A 26,767-nucleotide genomic window follows, 5' to 3' on the forward strand; every position below is an offset into this window, starting at 1 on the left:
AACCAGCCGTGTTCACCTGATCGCCTGATGCCGTCAAACGGCTCAAGAATGCCGGGAAACATCCCGGCGGGGAGAGGGGAGGATGATATGCAAGCCCTTGCTTTGCTTGTCCGCACGATCAGCGGTCTGAACCGCATCGTCGGCGAAGTGCTGTCATGGCTGGCGCTCGGATGCGTGCTGGTCTGCTTCGCGGTTGTCGTGGAGCGCTATGTTTTCAACTCATCCACATTGTGGATGCAGGACCTCTATGTCTGGCTGGGTGGCGCCATGTTCACCGGTGTCGCTGGCTTCGCGCTGATGCGCGACGACCATGTACGTGTCGACATTTTCTACCGCCCCGCACCGGTGCGAAAGAAGGCCATGGCAGACCTGTTCGGCGTCGCTTTCTTCCTGCTGCCCTTCATCTATGTCGTGTTTCACTACGCCTGGCCCGCGGTGGCGCGCTCGTGGAGCTATCAAGAGGGCTCCGCCAATTTCGGCGGCATGCCGGGGCTCTTCGTGCTCAAGGGCTTCATCATCCTGTTCTGCGCGCTGGTCGGCCTGCAGGGTCTGGCCATGGGTGCGCGCGCTATCCTAGCGCTGACCAACCGCGAGGACCTGCTGCCCGATAACCTGCGCTATGGCGCCAACGACGCCAAGGAAGCGCACTGATGGATCCTGTTCTCATTGGCGAACTTCTCTCCGGCCTCATGTTCGTTGGCGTTATCGGCGTGCTCATGCTGGGCTTCCCCGTCGCCTTTTCCCTGGCTGGCACGGCCCTGATTTTTGGCCTCGTCGGCTGGTTCCTGGGTGTCTATGACCCCTCAAACTACGGCTCACTGGTCGGTCGCTATATCGGCATGATGACCAATGAAGTGCTGGTGGCCGTGCCGCTTTTTATCTTCATGGGTGTGATGCTGGAGCGATCCGGCATCGCCGAACAATTGCTGCTCACCATGGGCAAGCTCTTCGGCAATCTGCGCGGAGGCCTGGGTCTTTCGGTTATCGTGGTGGGTGCACTGCTCGCCGCCTCGACCGGTGTGGTCGGCGCTACCGTGGTCACCATGGGGCTCATCTCCCTGCCCGCCATGCTGCGCGCCGGCTATGATCCCAAGCTGGCCACCGGCGTCATCTGCGCCTCCGGCACGCTGGGCCAGATCATCCCTCCCTCTACCGTCCTCATTTTCATGGGCGACATGCTCTCGGGTATCAATGCCCAGGTGCAGATGGAGCAAGGCAATTTCGCGCCCGAACCGGTCTCGGTAGGCGCGCTGTTCGCCGGCGCCATCATTCCCGGCCTGCTGCTGGTCGCGCTGTATGCCGCCTGGGTAATCTTCAAGGCGATAACCGACCCCAAATCCTGCCCGGCGACACCCGTACCGGAGGCCGAGAAGGCCGGCCTCATGCGCGAGGTTTTCGTTGCCCTCGTGCCGCCTCTGCTACTGATCGTGGCCGTGCTCGGTTCGATCCTGGCCGGTATTGCCACCCCTACCGAGGCCGCATCCGTGGGTTCGGTCGGTGCGATGATCCTGGCCGCCCTGCGCGGGAAGCTGGGCCTCACCATCCTGCGTCAGGCGGTGATTTCGACGGCCACCATCACCTCGATGGTGTTTATCATCCTGTTCGGTGCCGCGGTCTTCTCCATCGTCTTCCGCACCATGGGCGGCGACAACCTGGTTCATGAATTCCTCTCGTCCATGCCGGGCGGGGCGATCGGCGCCACGATCATCGTGATGTTCATCATGTTCCTGCTCGGCTTCATCCTGGACACGTTCGAGATCATCTTCATCGTGATCCCCATCACCGCGCCGGTACTGCTGGCCCTGGGTGTCGATCCGATCTGGCTGGGCGTGATGGTGGGCGTGAACCTGCAGACCAGCTTCCTGACCCCACCCTTCGGCTTCTCGCTGTTCTACCTGCGCGGCGTAGCCCCGGCCCGCGTGACGACAGGCATGATCTATCGGGGCGTCGTGCCCTTCGTGATCCTGCAACTGACGGGACTGATCATCCTGTTCATCTTCCCGCAGCTCATCACCTGGCTGCCCGATCTGATCTACCACTGAGGCAGGTACGGTGAACTACAAAGGGCCCGGATGGCATTGCCATCCGGGCCCTTTTTGCGGCTGTCGCCATCCACAAGGAAAGGCCCCATCGCCGACGCGACGGGGCCTTTCAAGTTCTGGCACTATGCGGGATCAGCTCAGCGTGAAGTATTTCTCGCGGGCCGCCAGGAACAGCGAGTCGGTGCCGTCGGTCTTCTGGCGCACCACGTTGAAGGCCGCGACGAAGCTCTCGGCCGTCTTCTTGGTGAGGGCATCGCCACCTTCGCGGAGCTCGGCGAGAACTTCGCTGGCAGCCTTGGCACCGGCCTCGAGGATTTCCTCGGGGAACTGCTTGATCTGCACGCCATGCTCGCTGACCAGCGCTTGCAGGGCGCGCGGGTCGTTGGCGGCGAAGTCAGCCGCTACATTGTCGTATTCGGCCTGGCAGACATCCTTGACCAGGGCCTGCAAGTCCGCCGGCAGTTCCTGATACTTGGCCTTGTCGACCACGAGTTCGGTGGCCAGGCCAGGTTCGATGAAGCTGGGGAAGTAGTAATTCTTGGCGATCTGGTAGAAGCCCAGCGCCAGATCGTTATAGGGGCCGACGAATTCGGCGGCGTCCAGCGTACCCGACTGCAATGCGGCAAAGATTTCGCCGGCAGCGAGGTTGGTCACCGAGGCACCCAGCTTGGCCCAGACCTGCCCGCCCATGCCCGGCGTGCGGAAGCGCAGGCCCTGGACATCGGCGACACCGGTCAGCTCGTTCTTGAACCAGCCGCCGGCCTGGGTGCCAGTATCGCCCGACAGGAACCCCTGCACGCCGAACTGGTCGTAGATTTCGTCCCAGATTTCCTGACCACCCATATGGCGGACCCAGCCGGTCAGTTCGCGGCTGGTCATGCCATAGGGCACGCCGGTAAAGAAGTTGAGGCCCTGGCTCTTGTTCTGCCAGTAATAGGCAGCGCCATGGCTCATTTCGGCCGAGCCGTCGATAACGGCGTCGAGCGCCTGCAGGCCCGGCACCATTTCGCCAGCCGCAAAGACCTGGATGGTGAGGCGGCCACCCGAGGCAGCGGTGATGCGATCGGCCAGGCGCTGTGCGCCCACGCCCAGGCCAGGGAAGTTCTTGGGCCAGGTGGTGACCATACGCCAATTGATATTGCCCTGCGCAATGGCCGGCGCGGCCAGCGTAGTCGCAGCGGCGGCGCCGATCGTGGCAACCGAGGCCGTCTTGAAGAACTCGCGTCTTTTCATAATTCCTCCCAACAGGATGCGGCATTGGTGCCGCCGATTTTTGACTTGCCACCGTCGCCAGACCTGGCACGAGGGCCGCCGGCGACAGACTAATCCCCCCGCGGCCCCTGTCCAGTACGGGCAGATCGGGCGGATAGCGATCTGATCGTCGGCCTACCCACTAATACGCAGAACAGCTATCATTGGACGTGCTAGATTGGCCTCAAGAGGTGGGGGAGCCTCGCGAGCATGAATCTCAGACAGAAAATCCTGGCGCTGTCCGTGCTGCCGCTGGTGCTGGCCATCCTTGCCATTACCGCGCTGGTGACCAGCCAATCCACCCAATTGGCGCGGGCGAGCATCGCCACCTTCGAGCGCAACCTGCTCCGGGCCAAGGAAAACGAGCTGCTCAACCTGACCAATATGGCGGTCTCGGCCATTGCCGATATCTATCAGGGTGCCGATGCCGATGACGAGGCGGCCAAGCTGGAAGTGCAGGGCATCCTCTCCGAACTCGACTATGGCCCGGACGGCTACTTCTTCGCCTATGACTATGACGGGGTGAACATCGTCCATCCCCGCCAGGCCTTCCGCCACGGCCAGAACTGGCTGAACATGACCGATCCGGACGGCAATCGCGTCATCTACAACCTGATCGAACGCGCCAAGGAAGGCGGCGGACTGCACCAGTACAAGTGGGAGAAGCCATCGACGGGCGAGATCGCCGACAAGCTCTCCTGGGCAGTCGGGCTCGACAAATGGCGCTGGATGCTCGGCACCGGTGTCTATCTGGACGACGTCTTCGCCCAGACCGCCGCCGCCGAGGACGACCTGCGCAGTCATATCAACACGACTTTCATCATCGTGGCGGCCATTACCGTACCCATCGTCTTCGCGGTCTTTCTCGCCAGCTTCCTCATCACCCTGCGCGAGCGACGCCTGGCCGACAGCAAGCTCAAGGAACTGACCCAGCGCGTCGTCGACACGCAGGAAGAGGAGCGTGCCCGCATCGCCCGCGAGCTGCATGACGGCATTTCCCAGACCATGGTGGGCGCCCGCTACATGCTCGACCTGGCCGCCACCAAGGTGCGTTCCGGCGCCCCCGATGCAGCCGCTGTCATCGAGCGCGGCGCGCGCGGGCTCAATGACGCCATCAAGGAAGTGCGCCGCATCTCCCACGATCTGCGGCCCGGCATGCTGGACGATCTCGGCCTCACCGCGGCGCTTGAAGCGCTGACCAACAGCTTTGCCGAGCGCACCGGCATCGATGTCGAACTCAAGTCGGTGGCCTTCAAGAACATGATCCTGCCCGAGGCGCGCACGGCGCTCTACCGCGTGGCGCAGGAGGCGCTGACCAATATCGAGCGCCACGCCAATGCCACCCGCGTCAGCATCATCATCACCAGCGCCGGCAATGGCCCGCAAATGCTGATCGAGGACGATGGCCAGGGTTTTGCCCAGCTGCCCGCCGGCAGGAGCAGCCGGGGCCTGGGCCTGCGCAACATGCAGGAGCGCATGGAGCATTTCGGCGGTTCGCTGGACGTACGCACCACGGCGGAGGGCACGACGCTCAAGGCCCGCCTGCCCAAATCCACCTATATCAACCAGAAGCCCGACCCCGTTCCCGCATGATTGCCCCCTCCCCCATCAAGGTCCTGATCTGCGACGACCACCCGCTGGTGCTTGAGGGCATTCGTGCCGTGGTGGAAACCTTCGATCATATAAAGGTGGTCGGCGCCGTCCGCTCGGCCCTCGCCGCCCTGGCGCTGGCCGAGGAGGAAAATCCGCACGTCGTGCTGATGGACATCAACCTGCCCGAGATCAGCGGTCTCGACGCCATCGAGCTGTTCCGGGAGCGGCTGCCGCGAACGCGGCTGCTGATGCTCTCCATGCATGACAGCCGGGAATATATCTCGACGGCGGTACTGCATGGCGCAGCCGGCTATCTGCTCAAGGACGTGCCGCCCGGCGAGATCATCTCGGCCATCGAAGCGGTGGCCGCCAACGGTTCCTATTTCTCCTCCGGCGTCACCGAGGCCCTGCTCGAAAAGGGGCAGAAGCAGAGCGCGGTCGTGCCGCTGACCACGCGCGAACAGGCCGTGCTGCTGTTGCTCGCCCAGGGCGGGTCCAACAAGGATGTGGCTGGCGAACTCGACATTTCGGTGCGCACCGTCGAGACCCACCGCAAGAACATCAAGAAGAAGCTCGGCATCGCCACGACTGCGGGCCTCACCCGCTATGTCATCGACCACGGGCTGATGGCCGACGACTGAATTTTTGCCTCCATCGGGATTATTCCGGCTCCGCCGGTGTTTCTCCTGTCGAGGACCGCAATGACGGTCCCGCAACATGGAGGGAGACATCCCATGAAGTTCCGTTCGATTCTGGCCGGTGCCACGGCTCTCGCGCTTCTGGCTACATCCGCCTTTGCCGCCGACTATCTCGGCGGGGCGGTCAAATCCACCGATATCGGCGGCAAGATGGTGCTGACCGATGCCAATGGTATGACCCTCTACACGTTCGACAAGGACACCAATGGCGACGGCAAGAGCGTCTGCAACGACGACTGCGCTGCGAAATGGCCCCCGCTGATCGCCGATGCCGGTGCAGCAGCCGAAGGCGACTTCACCCTCGTCACCCGCGACGACGGCTCGACCATGTGGGCCTATAAGGGCTGGCCGCTCTATTACTGGTATGAGGATGCGGCACCCGGCGACATTTCCGGCGACGGCGTCGGCGGCGTCTGGCATCTTGCCATCGAATAATCCGCAGGAGCGGACTTGAACGATTTCCTCGACCAGCTCGAAACCTGCGTCCCAGCCCTCCGGCGCTATGCCAGGGCCCTGACGCGCAATGCCGACCTGGCCGACGATCTCGTGCAGGATTGCCTCGAACGCGCCATTTCCAGACGCGGCCTGTTCCGGCCCACCGGACCGGTCCGCGCCTGGCTGTTCACGATCCTGCTCAACCTGCACCGCAACGCCCTGCGCGCATCGCATCGGCGTGGCGAGACCGTGGATATCGACATGGTTCCCGAACTCTCGACCCCGGCTGCCCAGCCGGGGCATATCGCGCTGGCCGAAATGGCCCGCGCCATCGACACACTGCCACTGGAGCAAAAGGAAGCCTTGCTGCTCGTTGCCCTCGAAGGCCTTGCCTACAAGGAGGCCGCCGACATCCTCGATATTCCCCTGGGCACGCTGATGAGCCGGCTTGGCCGCGCCCGCACCGCCCTGCGGGCCCTGACCGGCGCCCCGGCCGAACCGCATTTGAGGACCGTCAAATGAGCGAGATCACCCGCGACCAATTGATGGCCTATGCCGACGGGCAGCTGCCCGAACCCGAGCGCGCCGCCATGGAAGCCTTTCTGGCCGCCAATCCCGATGCGGCTGCCGACGTCGCGCTGCTGCAGCGCCAGAGTGACGCGATCCGGACCCTGTTCGGTCCTGTTGGTGCCGAAACCGTGCCGGCCCGGCTCAAGCCGCGTCGCCTGGCCGCCGAAATGGCGCGCCGCCGCAGCCGCAACTGGGGCTGGGCTGCCGCTGCCATCGTGCTGGTCGGCCTCGGCCTCGGCGCTGGCTGGTTCGCCCGTCCGCTATTCGATGCGCAGCCCATCAGCGCCACGCTGATCGCCGATGCGATCCATGCCCATGCCGTCTATGTCGCCGAAAACCGCCATGCCGTCGAAGTCGGCGCCGATGACAGCGAACATCTCTCGACCTGGCTCTCCAATCGGCTCGATACCACGCTCGGCATGCCCGATCTCGGGACTGAAGGCTTCACCCTGGTCGGTGGGCGCCTGCTGCCGGGCACCGAATATGCCGGCGGGCGCGCGGCGCAGTTGATGTATGAGAATACCATCAAGCAGCGCATCACCATCTACGTGACATCGGCCCTGGCCGATGGCGCGCCGGCTTACCAGTTCGCCAGCTATGAAGGCGCCGAGGCCTTCTACTGGGCCAATGCCCGCATCACCTGCACGGTGGTCGGCACCCTGCCCGAGGAGCAGATGAGGGCCGTTGCCGGCTCGGTCTACCGCCAGCTGACCGAGGGCGACTTCGGCGCGGGAAGGCCTTATCGGGGCTAGTCCGCTATTTGGCCACAGGTGCATTCCGCCTGGGAATGTCGTTGGAATAGATGTTGTGCAGGCCGACATTGAGAATGTCGCGCTCGCCACACAGGGCCATGGTCGTATCGAGTTCCCTGGCGATGATGTCGAGCACGCGGGTCACGCCCGCTTCGCCGCCGGCGCCGAGCCCGTAGAGCATGGGCCTTCCGATAAAGGTGCCCTTGGCGCCATAGGCCATGGCCTTGAGCACATCCTGCCCCGAGCGAATGCCGCTATCGAGATAGACCTCGGTCTTGTGGCCGACGGCGTCGACGATTTCGGGCAGCACGCGGATGGTCGACGGCGCACCGTCTAGCTGGCGGCCGCCATGGTTGGAAACGATGATGGCATCGGCGCCATTGTCGATGGCCGCTTGCGCGTCGTCGGGGTCGAGCACGCCTTTGACGATGACGGGTCCGCCGAAGCGCTTCTTGACCCAGGCAATATCGGCCCAGTTGAGCGTGGGATCGAACTGGCTGGAGGTCCAGGCCGACAGCGAGGCCAGGTCGTGGTCGCCGCCGACATGGCCGACAATGTTGCGGAAGGTATGGCGTTTCGTGCCCAGCATGCGCGCGCACCATAGCGGATGCTGCATCATCTGCCAGACGGAATAGGCATTGAACTTGGGCGGCGTCGAAAGGCCGTTATGGATATCCTTGTGGCGCTGGCCGAGGATCTGCAGGTCCATGGTCAGCACCAGAGCCGAGCACTTGGCCGCCTTGGCCCGGTCGATCAGCCGCTCGATGAAGCCGCGGTCGCGCATGACATAGAGCTGGAACCAGAAGGGTGCCGTCGTATTTTCGGCAATATCCTCGATGGAGCAGACCGCCATGGTCGAGAGCGTAAAGGGAATGCCGTACTTCTCGGCCGCCCTGGCCGCCTTGATCTCTCCATCGGCCACCTGCATGCCGCCAGTCGCCGCCGGCGCGATGGCCACCGGCATGGTGATCTGCTTGCCCAGCATTTCGGTCTTGAGATTGCGGCCCTCGAGATTGACCGCCACCTTCTGCCTGAGCTTGATCTTGTTGAAATCGCTCTCGTTTTCCCGGTAGGTGCCTTCGGTATAGCTGCCGCTATCGGCATATTCGAAGAACATCTTGGGCACGCTGCGGCGCGCCTTGGTCTTCATCTCGTCCACAGTGAGAATCTTGTCGAGGGCGGCCATGTCGAGCTCCGGTGTCGTCCTGCCCTAACAACTAACATGTTAGTCGTCAATGGCTGCACGGCATCGCGCGAAATCGCGTCGCACTATGCCTCTTAATGCTAGCGGACTGTTAACATTGACGCGGGCCAAGTGCGGATTCCGCGCGCCCCTATCGCGGACGGCGCTCGCACGCGCTTGCATCCCCTCCTTCCTTCCCCTCAAATGCTGCCGACCGGGAGACGCATCATGGCCATTGGTGGCGACGCACTCGAATTCATCGACAAGAAATTCTACGACCTCACCATCGGCATAGCCGCGCTCGAAGTGCTTTATGACGGCTGCCGCTGGGCCGAAGGGCCGGTGTGGTTCGGCGATGGCAATTTCCTCGTCTGGAGCGACATTCCCAACAATCGCATGCTCAAATGGGTGCCCGACCTCGGCGTCACCGCCTTCCGCACGCCGTCCAACTACGTCAACGGCAATACCCGCGACCGGCAGGGACGGCTGGTCTCCTGCTCGCATGGCGCCCGCGCCGTGTTGCGCACCGAATGGGACGGCACGGTGACCACGCTGGTCGATCGCCATCAGGGCAAGAGGCTGAATTCCCCCAATGATGTCGTGGTCAAATCGGATGGCACGATCTGGTTCACCGATCCCAGCTACGGCATCCTTTCCGATTATGAGGGCTACAAGTCGGACCAGGAGCAGGACGGGTGCTTTGTCTATCGCTTCGACCCCGCCGATGGCTCGCTGACCGTTGTCGCCGACGACTTCGCCAAGCCCAACGGACTGGCCTTCTCGCCCGATGAATCCATGCTCTATGTCTCCGATACCGGTCAGAGCCATGACCCGGACTGGCCGGCGCATATCCGCCAGTTCAATGTCGAGGGCAGCCGACTGACCAATCCCAAGGTCTTCGCCAATATCGATTCCGGCCTGCCCGACGGCTTCCGGCTCGATATCGAGGGCAATGTCTGGACCAGCGCCGGGCTGGGGGTGAATGTCTACAACCCCGCCGGTGCGCTGCTGGGGCGGATCAGGACCGGCGCCAAAACGAGCAATGTCGTATTCGGCGGCCCTCGCAGGAACCGGCTCTTCATCACCTGCAGCCAATATGTGATGGCGACTTATGTCAGCACGACAGGTCTGCAGACGCCTTGAACCCGGCCGACTTCATTCGCGCCAATCTGCGGCTCGAGCCGGTGCCGTCGCTGCCCGACATCCGGCTCTATACCGCCCATCCCGGCAGCCGGCTGTCGCGGCTGGCGACGCCGGACGATGCGGCGCCCTATTGGGCATATCAATGGGCCGGCGGGCTGGCGCTGGCGCGACATTTTTCGGCACACCCGGAAGTTGCGGCCGGTAGGCGCGTGCTCGATCTGGGTGCGGGATCGGGGCTGGTCGGCATCGCCGCGGCCAAAGCCGGCGCCACGGCCAGCGCGGCGGAAATCGATCCGAATGGACGGGCAGCCATTGCGCTGAACGCAGAAGCCAACAGCGTATCGCTGCCGCTGATCGAGGTGGACGTTGCAGGCGATGCGCCTGATGGCTTCGACCTCATCGCGGCGGGCGACGTGTTCTACAACCCCCAGGTGGGAAAGCTGATGCTGCCGTTTCTACAGCGCTGCCAGGCGGCGGGGATCGACATATTGGTCGGCGATCCCCAACGGCGGGACCTGCCGCTGGACCGGCTGGAGCCCATCGCCTCCTATGCAGTGGGCGACGTGGGCGATGCCCGCGTCGCCACCGATCGCACCGGCACAGTCTATGCGCTGCGGGCCTGACGCGGCCACGACCTGGTGGCTTCGAGAGGCTTTCCGGTTTCGAGCAGGCTCTTAAGGCTGGAGAGAATAGCCACCCAACCCTCGCGGGCTCGCGAATCCGCCGGCAGCGGCCAATGGGTTATGGTCAGTTGCACCGAGCCGGCAAAGGGCTTGAGCTCGAACAGGACATTGCTTTCGCGGTCGAGGCCGATCGAAAACCACGTATAGCTCAGCCGGCTATGCGGCACGGCTTCGAGGATCTTGCCGGTCACTTCCGGCGTGCCGTCCTCGGTGACGATTTCCAGCGGCGCGCCGACCGCCCAGGACGAACGCAGCTCGCGCCCGGACCAGTATTGGCGGGTGAATTCACCCTGGGTCAGCGCCTCCCAGATGCGCTCGGCAGAAGCATCGATATAGATGGAATAGACGAACTCGTTATCGGACATGGTCTGGCTCTCCAGCGCCTGCTTGAGCCCGGTCAGGGCGACAAGGCGCGGTTGATGGTAATGGCCGATCCAGCGGTCATAGACCTGCTGCAGGGGCACGCGATTGAGGTGATGCAGCTTTTCCCGGCCCTTCCAGGTCGCCACGACCAGGTTTGCCCCTTCGAGCACCGCCAGGTGTCGGCTGGCCGCCTGCCGCGTCATGGCAAGGCCGGTGCAAAGCTGGTTCAGCGTCTGCCCGTCGGCCGCCAGCAGGCGATCGAGCAGATCGCGGCGGGTCGGGTCGGCAAGGGCTTTGAAGACATCATCCATAGCGGCCATTTATGCAACCAATATGTTGCATGTCAACATAGGCAATGAAATTGTTGCATGTTGTTCGACTGCGGGTTTTTTTGTGGATACCCCTTCCTAGCCTCCCCCTGATAGGGGGAGGAACAGATCGGGGATGGGGCACCAATGTTGCCCGCTTCACTGCGCGGCTCCGCTTAGGTCTTCGCCTTCTTCGGCTTGGGCGCCGGCAGGTCATCCGCCGTCACCTTGACCAGCCCGGCCAGCCAGTCCGCATCGTCCCAGCGGTCGCCGTCGATGAGGAAATACATCTTCGAGCCCGGATAGGCCGGCGCCTCGGTCACCGCGCCCAGATAGGCGCGGCCCGCTTCGGTGGGCTTGATGAACAGTTGGTCGTCGCAGACAAAAGCCATGACCTTGCCGTCACAATAGAGGCCATATTCGCCGAACATCTTCTTCGCCGTCATCGTGCCGGCGGCAGCGCTCTGCTCGAGAATATAGTCGACCGTCTTCTGCTGGCTGCTCACATCACCGCCCCGACCTGCCACGGCACGAATTCATTGTCGCCATAGCCCAGATTTTCCGACTTGGTCCGCTCGCCCGACGCGATGCGCAGCAGCAGGTCGAAGATTTCCTGCCCCTTGGCCTCGATGGAAACACCCTCGACGATATCGCCGCAATTGATGTCCATGTCCTCGGTCATGCGGGCATACATGTCCGAATTGGTGGCGAGCTTGATCGACGGCACCGGCTTGCAGCCATAGGCCGAACCGCGCCCGGTGGTGAAGGCCAGGATATTGGCGCCGCCGGCCACCTGCCCCGTCGCCGAGACCGGATCGAAGCCGGGCGTGTCCATGAAGACGAAGCCCTTTTCGGTCACCGGCTCGGCATATTCATAAACCGCAGTGAGCGGCGTCGTGCCGCCCTTGGCCGCCGCGCCGAGCGACTTTTCGAGAATGGTGGTCAGCCCGCCCAGCTTGTTGCCGGGGGAGGGATTGTTGTTCATCTCGCCATGGTTGCGCTGGGTGTAATCCTCCCACCACTTGATGCGGCTGATGAGCTTTTCACCCACTTCGCGGGAGACGGCGCGGCGGGTCAGCAGATGCTCGGCACCGTAGATTTCCGGGGTTTCCGACAGGATGGCCGTGCCACCCTGACGCACGAGAATGTCTGCTGCCACGCCCAGGGCCGGATTGGCCGTAATGCCCGAATAGCCGTCCGAGCCGCCGCATTGCAAAGCCAGCGTCAGTTCGGACGCGTCCACCGTTTCGCGCCGGGCGCGGGCGGCGATGGGCAGCATTTCCTTGATGCGCTCGACACCCCAATCGATCATCTTGCGCGTGCCGCCGATCTCCTGGATCGTCATGGTCTGGAACGTGTCGGTCTCGGTGAGCCCATAGCTTTCCTTCATCTTGCCGATCTGGAACGCCTCGCAGCCCAGCCCCACCAGCAAGGCCGCCCCGAGATTGGGATTGGCAGTATAGCCCCACTGGGTGCGGCGGAAGATCTGGTAACCCTCGCCCTGGATATCCATGGCGCAGCCGGTGCCATGCACGAAGGGAATGACGCCGTCGATATCGGGATAATCGGCCAGGATGCCGGAGCGGTTGATCTCCTCGGCCATGAACTTGGCGACGGTGGCCGAGCAGTTCACCGAGGTCAGGATGCCGATATAATTGCGGGTGCCCACCTTGCCATTGGCGCGGCGATAGCCCTGGAACGTGGCGCGCTGGTCCACCGGCACCATGTCGGGCGCAATGGCGCCTTGGGCAAAGGCATAGTCGTGGGTCAACGAGCCATCGGCGCCGCCCATGCCGCAATTGTGCTCATGCACCCAGTCGCCGGCCGGAATGGCCTCCTTGGCGAAGCCGATGATCTGGCCGAACTTGATGACCGCCTCGCCGGCACGGATCGGCTTGACCGCGAATTTGTGCCCGCGCGGCACACGGCGGACAATGGTCACGCCCTGCGGCGTTTCGGTGCCGATTTCGAGATTGGCCAGCGCCACCCCGATATTGTCTTCCGCGTTCAGCAGCAGGGTGCGGCCCTGGGGGCGGGTCATGGTTTCGGTCATGGATCGGGGGACTTTCGTGACTCTGGTCTCAACTGCGCTTTACGCCGGAGCCGTTTGCCGCCAGATTGCGCCCGCAATGGCAGCGACGGGCGTTGTAAAGCACCTCTTCACTAACTAACATGTTAGCATGAACAACCATACAAGTCGCTACTCATTTCTGACACGACCTGCCGCGCTGGCGCGGGGAAACGTGACGGCTGAAGTGACCAATGCCATCCGCCATGCCATCGTCACCCTGGCTTTGCCGCCGGGCAGCGCCATCGACAAGTCGCTGATCTGCGCCGAACTGGGCGTTTCCCGCTTTCCGGTGAGCGAGGCGCTGGCGCGCCTGCAGATCGAGGGGCTGGTGGATATCGCGCCGCAGCGCGGCTCCACCGTGTCGCTGGTGCGGCTGGCCGATGTGCGCGAATATATGCTGATCCGCAAGGGCCTCGAATCGGAGGCACTGCGCGTGCTGATCGGCAGCCACGACCCGAGCCTGATCGAGGCGCTCAAGGCCAATATCGCCGCCCAGCGCGAAGCCGCCGAGCGCGACGACGCGGAAACCTTCCACCAGATCGACGTCGAATTCCACGACATCATCTACCGCTCGATGGGCTTCACCAAGATCAAGACCATCATCGATTCGGCCCGCGCCAATCTCGACCGGGCGCGCCGCATGATCATCACCCCGCGTCGGCTGGCGCTGACCATTGCCGAGCACCTGGCCATTTTCGACGGCATCCTGGCGCAGGACCAGGCGCAGGCCGCCCGCGCCATCCGCGCCCATATCGATGCGGTCATGGTGGAGCTTTTCGCCTTTGCCCGCGAACATCCGGAACTGTTTGCCGACGGCGCGACGCTGGGCAGCGACAGCGATTCATTCCCCTTCGGCTAGGAGCCGCCAGAAATGCTCAAGAACATCCCGCCGATCCTCGGCCCCGACCTGCTCGGCATCTTGCGGGCCATGGGCCATGGCGACGAAATCGCCATTGTCGATGCCAATTACCCGGCCGATGCGGCCGGCCCTGCCCTGGTGCGGCTCGACGGGGTGAGCGCCACTGACGTGCTCGACGCCATCCTGACGCTGATGCCGCTCGACGATTTCGTCGACGACGCCGCCTTCTGCATGCAGGTGGTGGGCGATGCGGACAAGCGCGAGCCGGTGATGGACGCGTTCGAAACCATCGTGAAAAAGCATGAGCCGAAAATCGGCCTCGCCTCGCTGGAACGCTTCGCCTTCTACGAGCGGGTGAGCCATGGCTATGCCATCGTCCAGACCGGCGAGCGGCGGCTCTATGGCAATATCCTGCTCAAGAAGGGCGTCATCCGGCCCGCATAAATCCACCGGGCGAACCGATTGGACCAAGGTCGCCCTCGACAGACTAACATGTTAGCGGTTAGGACCTTGTCCGAAGCCAACAGGAAACCCTTTCATGAAACTGCTCCGCATTGGCGCCAAGGGCGCAGAAAAGCCTGCCATCCTGGCCGAAGACGGTTCGATCCGCGATCTCAGCGGCATTGTCGGCGATATCGGCGGCCAGACGCTGACACCGGAAGGCCTGGCCAAGATCCGCGCCACCGATATCGGCGTGCTGCCCAGGCTCGATGCCGGCCAGCGCATCGGCCCCTGCGTGGCCAATGTCGGCAAGTTCATCTGCATCGGCCTCAACTATGCCGACCATGCCGCCGAAACCGGCGCCGCCATTCCGGCCGAGCCGATCATCTTCATGAAGGCCACCAGCGCCATTATCGGCCCCGATGACGACGTGATCATTCCCAAGAATTCCATCAAGCCGGACTGGGAAGTCGAGCTGGGCGTCATCATCGGCAAGGAGGCCCGCTATGTCGACGAGGCCGATGCCATGGACCATGTCGCCGGCTATTGCGTGGTCAACGACGTCTCCGAGCGCCATTTCCAGACCGAACGCGGCGGCACCTGGGATAAGGGCAAGGGCAGCGACACATTCGGGCCCATCGGCCCCTGGCTGGTGACCAAGGATGAAGTCGCCGATCCGCAGAACCTCAAGATGTGGCTCGACGTCGACGGCAAGCGCTACCAGAACGGCTCGACGAAGACGATGATCTTCGGAGTGGCGCATGTAGTGAGCTATGTGAGCCAGTTCATGAGCCTGCAGCCGGGCGACATCATTTCCACCGGCACCCCGCCGGGCGTCGGCATGGGCATCAAGCCCGAGCCGGTCTGGCTCAAGCCGGGCAATGTCATGCGCCTGGGCATCGAGGGCATGGGCGAGCAGACCCAGAATGTGAAGGCCTACAGCGCCTGAACCTGCCGCTTTTCCCTCTCCCCTTGCGGGAGAGGGCCCACTGATACGCGGCCGGCGCAAAGCAGACCTGCAAGTGAGCGGCGCAGCGCCGAAGAATCACCACCGCAGGAGCTCAGTTCCTATAACTGGCCCTGGAGCCATTCCCGGAATTTGCGTAGGGCGGGTCGGGCGTAGCGGCCGCGTGTATAGGCAATGTGGAAGTGGTGACCTGAAGGCGCGGTGATCGGCGATACCTGCTGCAATCGCCCATGCTTCAGGTCCTCGGCCACGAATTCCAGTTCGGCCATGACGATGCCCAAGCCGTTGAGGGCCGCGCTGTAGGACATGCTCGAACTTTCGAACGACCACCCCTTGTCGCGAGAGACCACCGGCACGTCGGCGATCATGCACCAGGTGCGCCAGTCATCGTGCCGCCGCAACGTGTGGATGATGGGATAGTCATCCAGCCGCGATACGTCGACCGGCCCCAATGACGAGGCGGCAACCGGGCACAACGTGGTGGCGAACAGGGGTTCGAGAATGAACTCGGCCTGCTCGTCCGGCCGACGCGTTGAGGTGATGTAGGCATCCCCGCTATTGCTCGTCGGATTGTCACCGGGATTGAGGAACATGCCGGTGACCGAAATATCGGGGTGACGACGTCCGAAATCGGCCAGTCGGGGCGCCATCCATTGCGATCCGAACGATCGCGACAGATGCAGCACGATGGAGGAGCGGCCCGTCATGGCGCGAAGCGTCGTATGCCCTTCCTCCAGCGCCGCAATCGGTCCGCTGACCAGCCTCAGATAAACCCGCCCGAAATCGGTGAGCATGATCCGGCGCCCTTCGCGTTGAAACAAGTCGGTGCCAACCTCTTGTTCCAATTGTCGAATTTGCTGGCTGACTGCCGACTGGGTGACATTCAGAGAGGCCGCCGCACGGGAGAAACTACCCAGCCGGGCAGCCTCCGAAAAGGCCCTTAACAGGTGGAGCGAGGGGACGCGCATGACGCATTAGTATTGCTAATGCAAAGTGATGAAAAGTGTAATTTGACTCATTCCTGCCGAAATTCTTAGCATTAGCACAGGTTGATGCAAAATTAGGCAAACGCGTTGCGAGCCGCCGACCGGCCGGCGCCATCCCCGATCCCGCATCGAGCCTTACGCCATGACGAAAACTGCAACATGGGAGTTTGACGAATGGAATTTGGTTGGGAACCCTACCTGTCCGAGCGCGACACGAAGCACACCGAACTGTGGGGCAAGAAGGAGCTGAACGGCTTCGGCGACAAGCCCGCCCTGGTGCTTATCGACATCTACTACTCCGTCCTCGGCCTCAAGCGCGAAGACATCTTTGAATCGATGAAGACCTGGCGCGGCTCGACCGGCCTGGAAGGCTGGGACGCCGTGGACAAGACGGCCGAATTGCTCGCCGTCGCCCGCCAGTCGGGCATCCCGGTGATTCACGTCAAGGGGCTGCATACCGGCGTCGCCCATTGGGGCCGCCGCAGCCGCCCCAAATCCACCATGCCGCAGGAAATGGTCGAGAGGGGCCAGCAGATCGTGGACGAGGTCAAACCGATCGCCGGCGAGCTGGTAATCGAGAAGGCAGCACCGTCCGGCTTCCAGGGCACCCCGCTCGCCTTCCATCTGCAGGCGCTGGGCGTGGATACGGTGATCGTCTGTGGCGAGACGACGTCGGGCTGCGTGCGGGCCACTGTGGTCGATGGCGCCACCCACCGCTTCCGCATGGGTGTGGTCAAGGAATGCGTCTTCGACCGCACCGAGGCTTCGCACTTCATGAACCTCTACGACATGCACCACAAATATGCCGACGTCGTCTCGCTGGACATGGCCAAATCCTATTTCGAAGGCCTGGCCGAACCGATGCGCAAGGCTGGCTGACGCTGCGTGCCTGCGCGGACTTCGCGCAGGCTCCACCCGCCCCCCCAACAAGACGCGGCTACTCCTCCCCCGAAACGGGCCGCGCATCAGGGATGCCAATAATGAGAATCAATCGTAGATCCTGGCTGACTGCTTTTGTCGCCGGTTCCATGCTGATCGGAACCTCGGTGGCGGCACCATCCCTCGCCCTTGCCCAGGAAAAGACCCTTATCGTCCGCTTCTATGACGATCCCGCAGGATTCGATCCGTCCAATATCTTCCGCATCGAAAACGAAAACATCGCCTTCAACATCTTCAGCGGGCTGACGAGCTATGACGGCGTTACCGGCGAAATCATCCCGGACCTCGCGGAGTCCTGGGAAACCTCGGACAACATCACCTGGACCTTCCACCTGCGCCAGGGCGTGCAGTGGCAGAAGGGCTATGGCGAGTTCACCGCCGAAGACGTGCTCTACAGCTTCAACCGCATTCTTGACCCGGACACGGCATCTCCCTACGCCGCCGAACTGGCCGGCATCGAAAGCATCGAAGCGCCCGATCCCTATACGGTTGTGATCAAGCTCAGCGCGCCGAACGGCAATTTCCTGCATACCGTGGCCAATTATCACCAGGGCCAGATCGTCAAGAAGGAAGCCGTCGAGGCAGCGGGCGACCAGGTGCGCTGGCAACCGGTCGGCACCGGACCCTATTACCTGGAATCGATCGATGTGAACTCGCAGATCGTGCTCAAGCGGCACGAGGACTATTACAAGGGCCCCGCTCCCATCGAGACGCTCGATTTCCACATCATCAAGGACGACGCCACCGCCGCCATCGCGCTGCGCAATGGTGAGATCGACCTGCTGATGCGCCAGAGCAAGGAAGAGCAGTTGCAGACGCTCGAAGCCGAAGGCTTCAAGATGAACCACGTCGACAACTATGCTGTCTCGATCAAGGTGCCGAACCTGACCGACCCGATCCTGGGCGACGTGCGGGTGCGCCAGGCCATCGCCTATGCCATTGACTATCCGGCGATCACCGCAGCTTTGGCGCCCTCGCTGCAGGCGCCGGCCTATTCCATCCTGCTGCCCTGGATGGACGTCTATTCCGAAGCCGCCCCGAAATACGAATACGACCCGGAAAAAGCCCGGGCGCTACTGGCCGAGGCGGGCTATGCCGATGGCTTCACCCTCAAGGTGCTGGGCACGTCCGCCCAGGGCGTGACGGAGCAGCAGCAGTTCGAGATCGACTATCTCAGCCAGGTCGGCATCAATATGGAACTGGAACTGGTCGACACGCCGACCTTCAATCAGCGTCGCAATTCCGGTGACTTCATGATGGCCGGCCGCCTGCTGCCGGCGGTCAATCCGGACATGATTCTGTTCAGCTATCTGCACCCGGCCAACAAGGCGCCTGGCGGTCTCAACGGCGCACGCTACGACAATCCGGAGATGACCAGCGCCCTGGAGGCAGCCCAGGCCGAACCCGACCCCGACAAGCGGCTGGAGCTCTACGCCAAGGTGCAGCAGATCGCCATGACCGAACTGCCCTACATCCCGGCCACTGCGAGCAATGTCTTCTGGCCGAGCAAGCAGAACGTTGATGGCGTCAATATCAATTACCTGGCGCAGGTCAACTTCTGGGACGTGGACATCGAAGAATAGCCTGAAAGCGAGCGCCCGCCATGCTGACCTACAGCCTCAAACGCCTAGCCCAACTCTTCGTAACCGTATTGGGCGTCGTCACCCTCGTCTTCTTCACCATGCGCATGATACCGGGTGACCCGATTTCGGCCATGGCCGGTGACAACCTGGCGGGCGCTGCGCTCGACAAGATGCGCGAACAGATGGGACTCACCGAGCCCCTTCTGCTCCAGTACCTGCATTATCTGGGCGGCCTGGCGGTACTCGATTTCGGCAATACCGTCACCACCAGGCTGCCCATCATCCAGCTCATCCTCGATGCCCTGCCGGTGACGGTTTCCATTGCCCTCGGCACCATCTTCCTCACCGTCCTCATCGCCATCCCGCTCGGCACGCTGGCCGCCTACATGGCGCACAAGGGCCACAGGATGCTGGACAATGCGATTACCGGCGTCGCCATGGTGCTCGACCTGATGCCGTCCTTCTGGACATCGCTGGTCTGCCTGCTGATTTTCTCCCTGGCCCTGGGCTGGTTCCCCGCCAGCGGCACCGTGAATATAGACGACCCGGTCCAGATGCTGCGCCGCGTCGCCCTGCCAGTGCTCGTGCTCTCCATGGCACAGATCGCCACCATGGCGCGGATCACCCGTACCTCGGTGCTCGAGGTGCTGAGCGAGGATTATGTGCGCACCGCCCGTTCCATGGGTTGGTCGGAACTGCGCGTGCTGTTCCGCCACGCCCTCAAGAATGCCGCTTTGCCCATCGTTACGGTGATCGGCCTCAGCTTCGGCAACCTGCTCAACGGCACGGTGATCGTCGAATTCATCTTCACCCTGCCCGGTATCGGCAACCTGCTGGTGGGCGGCATCAACAGCCGGGACTACCAGATGGTCCAGACCCTCATCCTTTTCTATGCGCTGATCTTCGTGGTCATCAATTTCGCGACAGACCTGGTCTATCGCCTCTTCGACCCACGCGTGCAGTTCTAGCTGGAGACCCTGCCATGACACAGGAAATCGTCGCGCTGCCCACCCGCCGTCCGCTGGATGTGAGCAGTCTCCCGATCCAGGGTCTTCTGCGCCTGGTGTCCAATAGCCGGGTCCAGCTTGCCCTCGCCATCCTGATGCCCATCATCTTCCTTACCATCTTCCGCTCGGTGCTGCCGCTGCCCGGGCCGCTGGATACCAACCTGCGCGCCATGATGCAGCCGCCGTCCATCGAACATCTGTTCGGCACGGACCGGATGGGCCGCGACCTCTTGAGCCGCACCCTGGCCGGCGTGCAGATTTCCATGTTCGTCGGTTTCGCCGTAGCCATGCTGGCGCTGGCGGTCGGCCTGGTCATGGGCACGCTTTCCGGCTTTTTCGGCGGCGTCGTTGACCGGGTGACAATGGCCATCACCGATATTTTCCTGGCGTTTCCCTCGCTGCTGCTGGCCATTGGCCTCGTTTCGGTGATGGGAACCGGCATGCTGCCGGTGGTGCTGGCGATTTCGCTGTCGGACGTGCCGCGCTTCATCCGCTTGCAGCGCTCGCTGGTGCTGACCCTGCGCACGCGGGCCTATATCGATGCGGCGCGCACGGTCAAAGCCAGCCAGTTCTGGCTGATGACCCGCCACATCGTGCCGAACACCATCGCACCACTGCTGGTGGCCGCCTCCATTGCCGCGGCCAATGCCATCCTGGTGGAGGCCGGTCTCAGCTTCCTCGGCCTCGGCATCATGCCGCCCGAGCCTTCGCTGGGTAACCTGATCCGGGATGGCCAGTCCTATCTCGAACAGGCCTGGTGGATTTCCACCCTGCCCGGCGTGGTGATCCTGCTGATCGCCATCGGCCTGCATTTCCTGTCGGACGGCATCCGTCAGGTGCTCGACCCCCGTTCCCGCAAATGACCGTTCAGTTTCCAGACGGAGCAAAAACATGAATTATCCGGGCGCCATCAAGACTGAGGACGCTACCCCCACCGCCGGGGCGCTGCTGGAAGTGCGGGACCTGCACACCCATTTCGTCACCGACAGCGGCACGGTGAAGGCGGTCAATGGCGTATCCTTCAATATCGACCCCGGCGAGCGTATCGCCATCGTGGGCGAATCCGGCTCCGGCAAGAGCGCCATGGCCATGTCGCTGCTGCGCCTGCTGGCCTACCCGGGCAAGGTTGTGGGGGCCAGATCAACCTGGCCGGCCGCGACCTCAACCGTATGAGCGAACGCCAGCTCAACCGGATCCGCGGCCGCGAGGTCGGCACCATCTTCCAGGATCCCATGTCCTCGCTCGATCCGGTGATGCGGATCGCCGACCAGATGGTGCCGCCCATCATGCGGCATCTGCAGATGAACCAGGAAACGGCCCGCGCCGAGGCCATTGGCTGGCTCGACCGCGTGGGCATTCCCGATGCCGGGCGCCGGATCGATGCCTATCCGTTCGAAATGTCGGGCGGCATGCGCCAGCGCGTGATGATCGCGATGGCCCTGTCGTGCCGACCCAAGCTGTTGATTGCCGACGAGCCGACAACGGCGCTGGACGTCACCATCCAGGCCCAGATCGTCGAGCTGCTCAGGGAACTGACTGTCGAAACCGGTGCGGCGATGATCTTCATCACCCACGACCTGGGGCTGGTCGCCCGCTTCGCGCACAAGGTGGGCGTGATGTATGCCGGCAAGCTGGTGGAATTCGGTCCGGTCAAGGACATCTTCGCCCATCCCTGCCATCCCTATACCCAGAGCCTGCTCGACACCATTCCGCCCGTCAACCAGCCTGAGCGCCGCAAGCTGACCCAGATTCCGGGTTTTCCGCCCGACATGAAGCTGCCCCTGGTCGGCTGTGCCTTCAAGGACCGCTGCGCCGCGGCGCATGAGCATTGTTTCAAGGATACGCCCGAACTCAGTGCCCGCGGCCCCGGCCACCGTGCGGCCTGTTTCCTGCCCGAGGGCCTGGGCGAGGCCCGCCATAGCGACGCCGAAACCATTCCTCCGATGGTCCGCAACAGTGACGACCGGGTGGTGGTTGAGGTGTTCAACCTGCACAAGCACTTTGTCGGACGCAGCCTGACACCCTGGCGCAAGCCGCCCACGGTCCGGGCCGTCAACGGCATCTCGCTCAACATACGTGAGGGCGAGACGCTCGGTATTGTCGGGGAATCGGGCTGCGGCAAGAGCACTGTCGCCCGCCTGCTGCTCGGGCTCGACCCGGTCACATCAGGCGACATCTATGTCGATGGCATGGCCCAGATGGTGTTCCAGGATCCGTCGTCTTCGTTCAATCCCAAGATGACCCTGTTCGACATCATCCAGGAGCCCCTGGTCGTGACCGGCTGGGGCAATCGGGCCGCACGAGCCGAGCGGGTCAACGAGCTGCTGTCACAGGTAGGACTCGACGAGAGCTACGCGCAACGATACCCCAGCCAGCTTTCTGGCGGGCAGAAGCAGCGTGTGGCGATCGCCCGGGCACTCGCGATCAAACCCTCCGTGGTAGTGGCGGACGAACCGACATCGGCGCTGGACGTTTCGGTGCGCGCCCAGATCATCAACCTGATGGTCGATCTCAAGCGCCAGTTGCGGGTCAGCTTCGTCTTCATCTCCCACGACCTGCTCACGGTCAGCTACATCTCCGACAAGATCGCGGTCATGTATCTGGGCGAGGTGGTGGAATACGGCCCCGCCGACGAGATTTTCCGCCACCCCAGCCATCCCTATACCCAGGCACTGATCGCCGCCGTGCCGGTACCCGACCCGGTTGCCGAGGAAGCGCGCGTCAAGAATCCGCTTTCGGGAGAATTGCCCAGCCCGCTCAACCTGCCGCCCGGTTGCGCCTTTGCCTCGCGCTGCCCCAAGGCGACCGACTACTGCCGCGCCGAAAAGCCCATCTTGCAGGCCTATTCCGGTACCAGAGAGGCGGCCTGTCACTATGCAAACTAGTTCCTACGCGCGTTTCGGGATTGTCGGCGGCGGCCTGTTCTTCGCCATCACCGGCATGGCGAACCCCTTCTTCACCCTCTATGCGTCGGAGATGGGCGCCTCGACACTCGAGATCGGCCTCATCGTGACCCTGCGGGCACTGTTGCCCATCGTGATCGCCATGCCGTCGGGCCAGCTCATCGACAGCATGGGGCCGGTGCGGATGCTGCAATGGGGATCGGTCCTGCTGCTGATCTCGCTCGTCAACACCATCTTTGCCACGACCGTGCCGGTCCTGGCGCTTTCCCAGCTCTTCATGGGCGGCGCCATCATCATCATGGCCTCCGCCTTGCAGGTCCTGGTGTCGAATGGCGACCGGGAGACGCGGAACAAGGCCATCACCACCTATTCGATGTGGATGTCCGGCGGGGGCATGGTCGGACCGCTGATCGGCGGCGTGATCTCCTCCTTCTTCGCCGTGCCCGCCGAAGGCTATCGCGCGACCTTCATCGTCTCGGCCATCGCCACCGCCCTGTTCATGCTCGTTCTGGCCTGGTTCGCCCGGCGCTATCCGCATCCCACTCCCGCACAGGGCGAAATCCGCTCCATCCTCTCGCTCAGCGGCTATTCTGCCAGCTATCGACACGGCATCGATCTCACCGCCCACCGGCCCGTGCAGTTCGGCTTGGTCGGCACTTTCGTCATCATGTATATCCAGGCGCTCTATATGGGCTTCCTGCCGCTGTTCCTGGATCAATACGGCTATTCCGCCTTCCAGATCGCCGCCATCCTGTCATGGCAGGGCCTGGCCGGAATGCTGAGCCGGCTGATCGTCAACTGGCTGATGCGACGGTTCTCGCTCGAACGCATCCTGGCGGGCGCCGGGTTCATCGCATCCTTCTGCGTGGTCCTGACCCCAGTCGTGGCACCCAATATCGTGCTGACCTATGCCCTGATTTTCCTGCTGGGCGCGGCCACCGGCGTCAACCTGCCGGTCAGCCTCATGATCATGGTGGACGCGGTGGGCGAGGACCAGCGCGGCAAGCTCATGGGGCTGCGCCTGCTGGTCAACCGCTTCTCCCAGACGGTGAGCCCTGCCGTTTTCGGCATCCTCGGCAGCTTCATCGGCCTGACGGCCGCCTTCTTTGCCGGCGGCACCGTGCTGGTCGCCACCATGTTCGGCTTTTCCGCCTATGCCAGCCACATGGCGCGCAGCGGCCCTTCCCATGCCGCAACGCCCCCCACTATCCCCACCCCACCTCAGGAGGACTGACATGACTGAACGTATCTGGGACAAGTTCCTGACCGACCGCGACAAGGATGTGCTGGCCGCATCCGGCTTCGGCGGCCTGGCCGACTGGGGCGCACGGCCCGCCCTCATCATCATCGACGTCAATTATGCCTTCTGCGACGAGGAGCCCCGGCCAATCCTCGAAAGCATCAAGAAGTGGCGCACCTCCTGCGGCGAAGACGCCTGGGAAGCCATGCCGGTGCTGCAGAAGCTGATCGGGCTCTGCAGGGACAAGGGCATTCCTGTGATCTACACTACCGGCATGCGCCGTGCCGACAACTGGGACTCGGGGTCGTGGAGTTGGAAATCCAAGCGCCGCGCCGAAGCCCCGCTGCTCGAGGCGGACGGTCGTGACGGCAATGCCATTGTCGATGACATCGCCCCCGGCCCGCGCGACCTCGTCGTGCTCAAGCAAAAACCCTCGGGCTTTGCCGGCACGCCGCTGGCGTCCTATCTGCAACTGCTCGGCTGCGACAGCCTGATCGTCACCGGTACCACGACGTCGGGTTGCGTACGGGCCACCGTACTCGACGCCTTCTCGCTCAATTTCCGCTGCACCGTGGTGGAAGATGGCTGCTTCGACCGCACCCAGGTGAGCCACGCCGTCAACCTCTTCGACATGCATGCCAAATATGCCAATGTGCGTCCCAGCGACGAGGTGATCGACTATCTCAACACCGTCCCGCAGGGCCTGTTCGACCTGCCCTCGGGCCACGGCATGACCGCGCTGGCAGCGGCCGAATAAACCTGCCCCACCGCCTCGCCTCCGGGCGGGGTCTTTCCCTTCGCCTGCGCCACAAATATACCGACGTCAGGCAGGTGGACGAAGTTCACGCCCATCTCGATGCCGGTGCCATGACAAGGTCGGCGGTCGAATAGGTCGCCTTGTCCGCAGATCAACAGCAGCAAGGCCAGATGACCGTTTCCGACGCCCCTATCAACAGCAGCGAACAGGCGCCTCACCCCGGCACCTTCGCCGCCCTTCGCTATCGCAACTATCGGCTGTTCTGGGGTGGCAACGCCATTTCCTTCGTTGGCGACTGGTTGGACCAGATCGCGCTCAACTGGCTGGTCATCTCCACTACCAACGACCCGGTCATGCTCGGGCTGGTCAATCTCGGCCGTGGCCTGCCCATCATGCTCTTCGCCCTGTTCGGCGGCGTCATCGCGGACCGGGTCAACCGGCGCACCATGCTGATCTGCACCCAGTTCCTGGCCATGATGGTGGCGATCGGGCTGGCCTGTACCGTGGCCTTTTTCGGCGCTTCGGTCTGGCTGATCATGGCGCTGGCCACCTGCCGCGGGCTCATCGTCGCCTTCAACCTGCCGGCGCGACACTCGCTGGTCTATCAACTGGTGCCTCGCGAAGCCATGGCGAGCGCCGTATCGATCAATTCGATCACCATCAACATGGCCAAGATCATCGGGCCGCTCGCCTCGGCAGCGATCATTGCCACCCTGGGCATCACCGCCTGCTTCGTCGTCAATGCCCTGAGCTTCAGCGCCGTCATGGTCATGCTACTGATGCTTGACCTGCCTGACCAGAAGGTGGAGCGCAAATCCGAATCCCTGCTGGCGAGCCTGGTGGGCGGCTTCACCTACATGAAGAGCGAGCCCGTGTTGTTGATGCTCGTGGCGGTGGCCCTGGTACCGACTTTTTTCTGCCAGCCCTACATGCAGTTCCTCGCCGTCTTTGCCGCCCAGGTCTTCGATACCGGGGCCAGCGGGCTGGGTTTCATGACAGCTTTGGCTGCAGCAGGCTCGATCTGCGGCGGTCTGCTGGCAAGCTACCTGCAGCGCGATGCGCGGCACGGCTCCACCATGCTGATCTTCATGGCCTGCTTCGCACTGGCGCTAATCCTCTTTGCCGCCGCACCCAACATTTACTGGGCCATCCCAGCGCTCTTCACCGCCGGGGCCATGCACATTGCCTACAACTCGTCCAACAACACCATCCTGCAACTGACGGTGGACGATGCCTATCGTGGCCGCGTTCTCTCCTCGCTGTTCATGACCCGAGGCCTGATGCCCATGGGAACGGCGACCATGGCCCTTCTCTCCGCCGCGGTCGGCCCACGCCTCGCCATGGCCGCGATGGCCATGGTCGTCGTGATCTTCGCCGTCATCCTCTGGTTCTGGATGCCGCGGCTGCGGTCGCTGAAGGCTTAACCAGGCGATTCAAGGGTCAACGCGAAGCCAGCGAAAAGCTCTTTGAGCTGAACGAGAAGAACCGGTTCAGCAGGCCCGATAGCGGCGACAGCCTTCAGATCCATCGCGAGCGTTCTCATGCAGAGCGCCCGCCGGGTTCAGTCGGAGGAAATGCGTCACCCAAGGCAGCAAGGCTCGCTGGCGTCGGCGCGTTGACCCCTGCGAATGGAGAGACTTCAGGCAGAAGCCGGCACGCCAACTCTTCGCCCTTGCCAAATGCGCCAATGCTCCGGCTAACGAGAACCAAGCTGGATTGTCGAGCAGTTCGCCAGGCCGACATGCTCGGTCCTATGCAGCACGAGTAAGCGGAAAGTTCTCGGCATTGTAGAGGCTACGAATTTGCGAGCCATCGAACCGTCTCTCGTCCACTTGCAGGAATGCGCCTCGGAGCAAAATCGCGGGCATGTCCTCGACGGCGAAGCGAACTGCTTCGGCCACCGAGCTGAAGCGCCTGTATCCAATCTGGCTGGACTTTTTCGTGTTCTTGCCGGGGAAGAGTTCGGCGGCGTCGGAATAATTGACGGTCATGT

The 26,767-nt window shown here is 63.1% G+C and carries 28 protein-coding genes; 21 read left to right on the forward strand and 7 right to left on the reverse strand.

Annotated elements, in window-relative coordinates; translation table 11 throughout:
* Window positions 1-87: 87 nt before the first annotated feature.
* Window positions 88-651 (forward strand): TRAP transporter small permease subunit, encoded by a 564-nt coding sequence (locus tag NVV79_RS11685; RefSeq protein ID WP_303989472.1) that lies wholly within the window; start codon window positions 88-90, stop codon window positions 649-651.
* A complete protein-coding gene (locus NVV79_RS11690) occupies window positions 651-2,042 on the forward strand; it encodes a TRAP transporter large permease subunit (RefSeq protein ID WP_303989474.1) in 1,392 nt (463 codons plus the stop codon). The genes NVV79_RS11685 and NVV79_RS11690 overlap by 1 nt, the downstream gene beginning before the upstream one ends.
* Window positions 2,043-2,174: 132 nt before the next feature.
* Here the strand turns inward: NVV79_RS11690 and NVV79_RS11695 are convergent, their stop codons facing one another.
* A complete protein-coding gene (locus tag NVV79_RS11695) occupies window positions 2,175-3,275 on the reverse strand; it encodes a TRAP transporter substrate-binding protein (protein WP_303989477.1) in 1,101 nt (366 codons plus the stop codon).
* Between the two features lie 228 nt (window positions 3,276-3,503).
* Between NVV79_RS11695 and NVV79_RS11700 the strand changes: the two genes are divergently transcribed.
* The 5 genes from NVV79_RS11700 (at window position 3,504) to NVV79_RS11720 (ending at window position 7,341) form a co-directional block, all read left to right on the forward strand.
* Window positions 3,504-4,886: a cache domain-containing protein gene (locus NVV79_RS11700; protein WP_303989481.1), complete on the forward strand. Its 1,383-nt coding sequence runs from the start codon at window positions 3,504-3,506 to the stop codon at window positions 4,884-4,886.
* The gene (locus NVV79_RS11705) at window positions 4,883-5,527 is read left to right on the forward strand and encodes a response regulator transcription factor (protein ID WP_303989483.1); all 645 of its coding nucleotides are present in this window, start codon (window positions 4,883-4,885) and stop codon (window positions 5,525-5,527) included. The genes NVV79_RS11700 and NVV79_RS11705 overlap by 4 nt, the downstream gene beginning before the upstream one ends.
* Before the next feature lie 93 nt (window positions 5,528-5,620).
* The gene (locus tag NVV79_RS11710) at window positions 5,621-6,019 is read left to right on the forward strand and encodes a hypothetical protein (RefSeq protein WP_303989485.1); all 399 of its coding nucleotides are present in this window, start codon (window positions 5,621-5,623) and stop codon (window positions 6,017-6,019) included.
* Window positions 6,020-6,034: 15 nt separating this feature from the next.
* Window positions 6,035-6,541, forward strand: a complete 507-nt coding sequence (locus NVV79_RS11715; RefSeq protein ID WP_303989488.1) for a sigma-70 family RNA polymerase sigma factor — start codon at window positions 6,035-6,037, stop codon at window positions 6,539-6,541.
* Window positions 6,538-7,341, forward strand: a complete 804-nt coding sequence (locus NVV79_RS11720; RefSeq protein WP_303989490.1) for an anti-sigma factor — start codon at window positions 6,538-6,540, stop codon at window positions 7,339-7,341. The genes NVV79_RS11715 and NVV79_RS11720 overlap by 4 nt, the downstream gene beginning before the upstream one ends.
* Window positions 7,342-7,345: 4 nt before the next feature.
* On the opposite strand, the gene NVV79_RS11725 is transcribed toward NVV79_RS11720, so the two are convergent.
* On the reverse strand, window positions 7,346-8,527 hold the full coding sequence (locus NVV79_RS11725) for an alpha-hydroxy acid oxidase (protein WP_303989493.1): 1,182 nt from the start codon (window positions 8,525-8,527) through the stop codon (window positions 7,346-7,348).
* Window positions 8,528-8,752: 225 nt separating this feature from the next.
* Between NVV79_RS11725 and NVV79_RS11730 the strand changes: the two genes are divergently transcribed.
* Both NVV79_RS11730 and NVV79_RS11735 read left to right on the forward strand, forming a co-directional pair.
* The gene (locus NVV79_RS11730; RefSeq protein ID WP_303989496.1) at window positions 8,753-9,667 is read left to right on the forward strand and encodes an SMP-30/gluconolactonase/LRE family protein; all 915 of its coding nucleotides are present in this window, start codon (window positions 8,753-8,755) and stop codon (window positions 9,665-9,667) included.
* On the forward strand, window positions 9,664-10,290 hold the full coding sequence (locus NVV79_RS11735; RefSeq protein ID WP_303989499.1) for a methyltransferase: 627 nt from the start codon (window positions 9,664-9,666) through the stop codon (window positions 10,288-10,290). Before NVV79_RS11730 ends, NVV79_RS11735 begins: the two co-directional genes overlap by 4 nt.
* On the opposite strand, the gene NVV79_RS22630 is transcribed toward NVV79_RS11735, so the two are convergent.
* The 3 genes from NVV79_RS22630 to NVV79_RS11755 form a co-directional block, all read right to left on the reverse strand.
* Window positions 10,272-11,033: an ArsR/SmtB family transcription factor gene (locus tag NVV79_RS22630; RefSeq protein ID WP_369684719.1), complete on the reverse strand. Its 762-nt coding sequence runs from the start codon at window positions 11,031-11,033 to the stop codon at window positions 10,272-10,274. The two genes, NVV79_RS11735 and NVV79_RS22630, sit on opposite strands and share 19 nt — an antisense overlap.
* A 164-nt stretch (window positions 11,034-11,197) precedes the next feature.
* Complete coding sequence (locus NVV79_RS11750) at window positions 11,198-11,527, reverse strand: TfoX/Sxy family protein (RefSeq protein WP_303989503.1); 330 nt, start codon at window positions 11,525-11,527, stop codon at window positions 11,198-11,200.
* Window positions 11,524-13,062: a UxaA family hydrolase gene (locus NVV79_RS11755; RefSeq protein ID WP_303990393.1), complete on the reverse strand. Its 1,539-nt coding sequence runs from the start codon at window positions 13,060-13,062 to the stop codon at window positions 11,524-11,526. Before NVV79_RS11755 ends, NVV79_RS11750 begins: the two co-directional genes overlap by 4 nt.
* A 202-nt stretch (window positions 13,063-13,264) precedes the next feature.
* Between NVV79_RS11755 and NVV79_RS11760 the strand changes: the two genes are divergently transcribed.
* The 3 genes from NVV79_RS11760 to NVV79_RS11770 all read left to right on the forward strand — a co-directional run bounded on the left by NVV79_RS11760 (window position 13,265) and on the right by NVV79_RS11770 (window position 15,341).
* Complete coding sequence (locus NVV79_RS11760; RefSeq protein ID WP_303989504.1) at window positions 13,265-13,951, forward strand: GntR family transcriptional regulator; 687 nt, start codon at window positions 13,265-13,267, stop codon at window positions 13,949-13,951.
* 12 nt (window positions 13,952-13,963) lie between these two features.
* Window positions 13,964-14,395, forward strand: coding sequence for an RbsD/FucU family protein (locus tag NVV79_RS11765; protein ID WP_303989508.1), 432 nt, complete (start codon window positions 13,964-13,966; stop codon window positions 14,393-14,395).
* 94 nt (window positions 14,396-14,489) lie between these two features.
* On the forward strand, window positions 14,490-15,341 hold the full coding sequence (locus NVV79_RS11770; RefSeq protein WP_303989511.1) for a fumarylacetoacetate hydrolase family protein: 852 nt from the start codon (window positions 14,490-14,492) through the stop codon (window positions 15,339-15,341).
* 119 nt (window positions 15,342-15,460) lie between these two features.
* Here NVV79_RS11770 and NVV79_RS11775 read toward each other — a convergent pair whose 3' ends face one another.
* Entirely contained in the window at window positions 15,461-16,327 is an 867-nt protein-coding gene (locus NVV79_RS11775; RefSeq protein ID WP_303989513.1) for a LysR substrate-binding domain-containing protein, read from the reverse strand.
* A 192-nt stretch (window positions 16,328-16,519) separates the two neighbouring features.
* On the opposite strand from NVV79_RS11775, the gene NVV79_RS11780 reads away from it, so the two are divergent.
* The 9 genes from NVV79_RS11780 (at window position 16,520) to NVV79_RS11820 (ending at window position 26,198) form a co-directional block, all read left to right on the forward strand.
* Complete coding sequence (locus NVV79_RS11780; RefSeq protein WP_303989516.1) at window positions 16,520-17,224, forward strand: isochorismatase family protein; 705 nt, start codon at window positions 16,520-16,522, stop codon at window positions 17,222-17,224.
* A gap of 101 nt (window positions 17,225-17,325) precedes the next feature.
* Window positions 17,326-18,867: an ABC transporter substrate-binding protein gene (locus tag NVV79_RS11785; protein WP_303989518.1), complete on the forward strand. Its 1,542-nt coding sequence runs from the start codon at window positions 17,326-17,328 to the stop codon at window positions 18,865-18,867.
* Between the two features lie 20 nt (window positions 18,868-18,887).
* Entirely contained in the window at window positions 18,888-19,835 is a 948-nt protein-coding gene (locus NVV79_RS11790) for an ABC transporter permease (protein ID WP_303989521.1), read from the forward strand.
* A gap of 14 nt (window positions 19,836-19,849) precedes the next feature.
* Window positions 19,850-20,737 (forward strand): ABC transporter permease, encoded by an 888-nt coding sequence (locus tag NVV79_RS11795; RefSeq protein ID WP_303989524.1) that lies wholly within the window; start codon window positions 19,850-19,852, stop codon window positions 20,735-20,737.
* 28 nt (window positions 20,738-20,765) lie between these two features.
* A complete protein-coding gene (locus tag NVV79_RS11800) occupies window positions 20,766-21,047 on the forward strand; it encodes an ATP-binding cassette domain-containing protein (protein ID WP_303989527.1) in 282 nt (93 codons plus the stop codon).
* Window positions 21,044-22,759: an ABC transporter ATP-binding protein gene (locus tag NVV79_RS11805; protein ID WP_303989531.1), complete on the forward strand. Its 1,716-nt coding sequence runs from the start codon at window positions 21,044-21,046 to the stop codon at window positions 22,757-22,759. Before NVV79_RS11800 ends, NVV79_RS11805 begins: the two co-directional genes overlap by 4 nt.
* Window positions 22,749-24,011: an MFS transporter gene (locus NVV79_RS11810; protein ID WP_303989534.1), complete on the forward strand. Its 1,263-nt coding sequence runs from the start codon at window positions 22,749-22,751 to the stop codon at window positions 24,009-24,011. The genes NVV79_RS11805 and NVV79_RS11810 overlap by 11 nt, the downstream gene beginning before the upstream one ends.
* Before the next feature lies 1 nt (window position 24,012).
* Entirely contained in the window at window positions 24,013-24,774 is a 762-nt protein-coding gene (locus NVV79_RS11815) for an isochorismatase family protein (protein ID WP_303989536.1), read from the forward strand.
* 170 nt (window positions 24,775-24,944) lie between these two features.
* Window positions 24,945-26,198, forward strand: coding sequence for an MFS transporter (locus tag NVV79_RS11820; protein ID WP_303989540.1), 1,254 nt, complete (start codon window positions 24,945-24,947; stop codon window positions 26,196-26,198).
* Between the two features lie 327 nt (window positions 26,199-26,525).
* Here the strand turns inward: NVV79_RS11820 and NVV79_RS11825 are convergent, their stop codons facing one another.
* Window positions 26,526-26,765, reverse strand: a complete 240-nt coding sequence (locus tag NVV79_RS11825; protein WP_303989543.1) for a hypothetical protein — start codon at window positions 26,763-26,765, stop codon at window positions 26,526-26,528.
* Window positions 26,766-26,767 lie beyond the last annotated feature (2 nt).

It is taken from the genome of Devosia ginsengisoli, from assembly GCF_024707105.1.
Taxonomy (GTDB): Bacteria; Pseudomonadota; Alphaproteobacteria; order Rhizobiales; family Devosiaceae; genus Devosia; species Devosia ginsengisoli_A.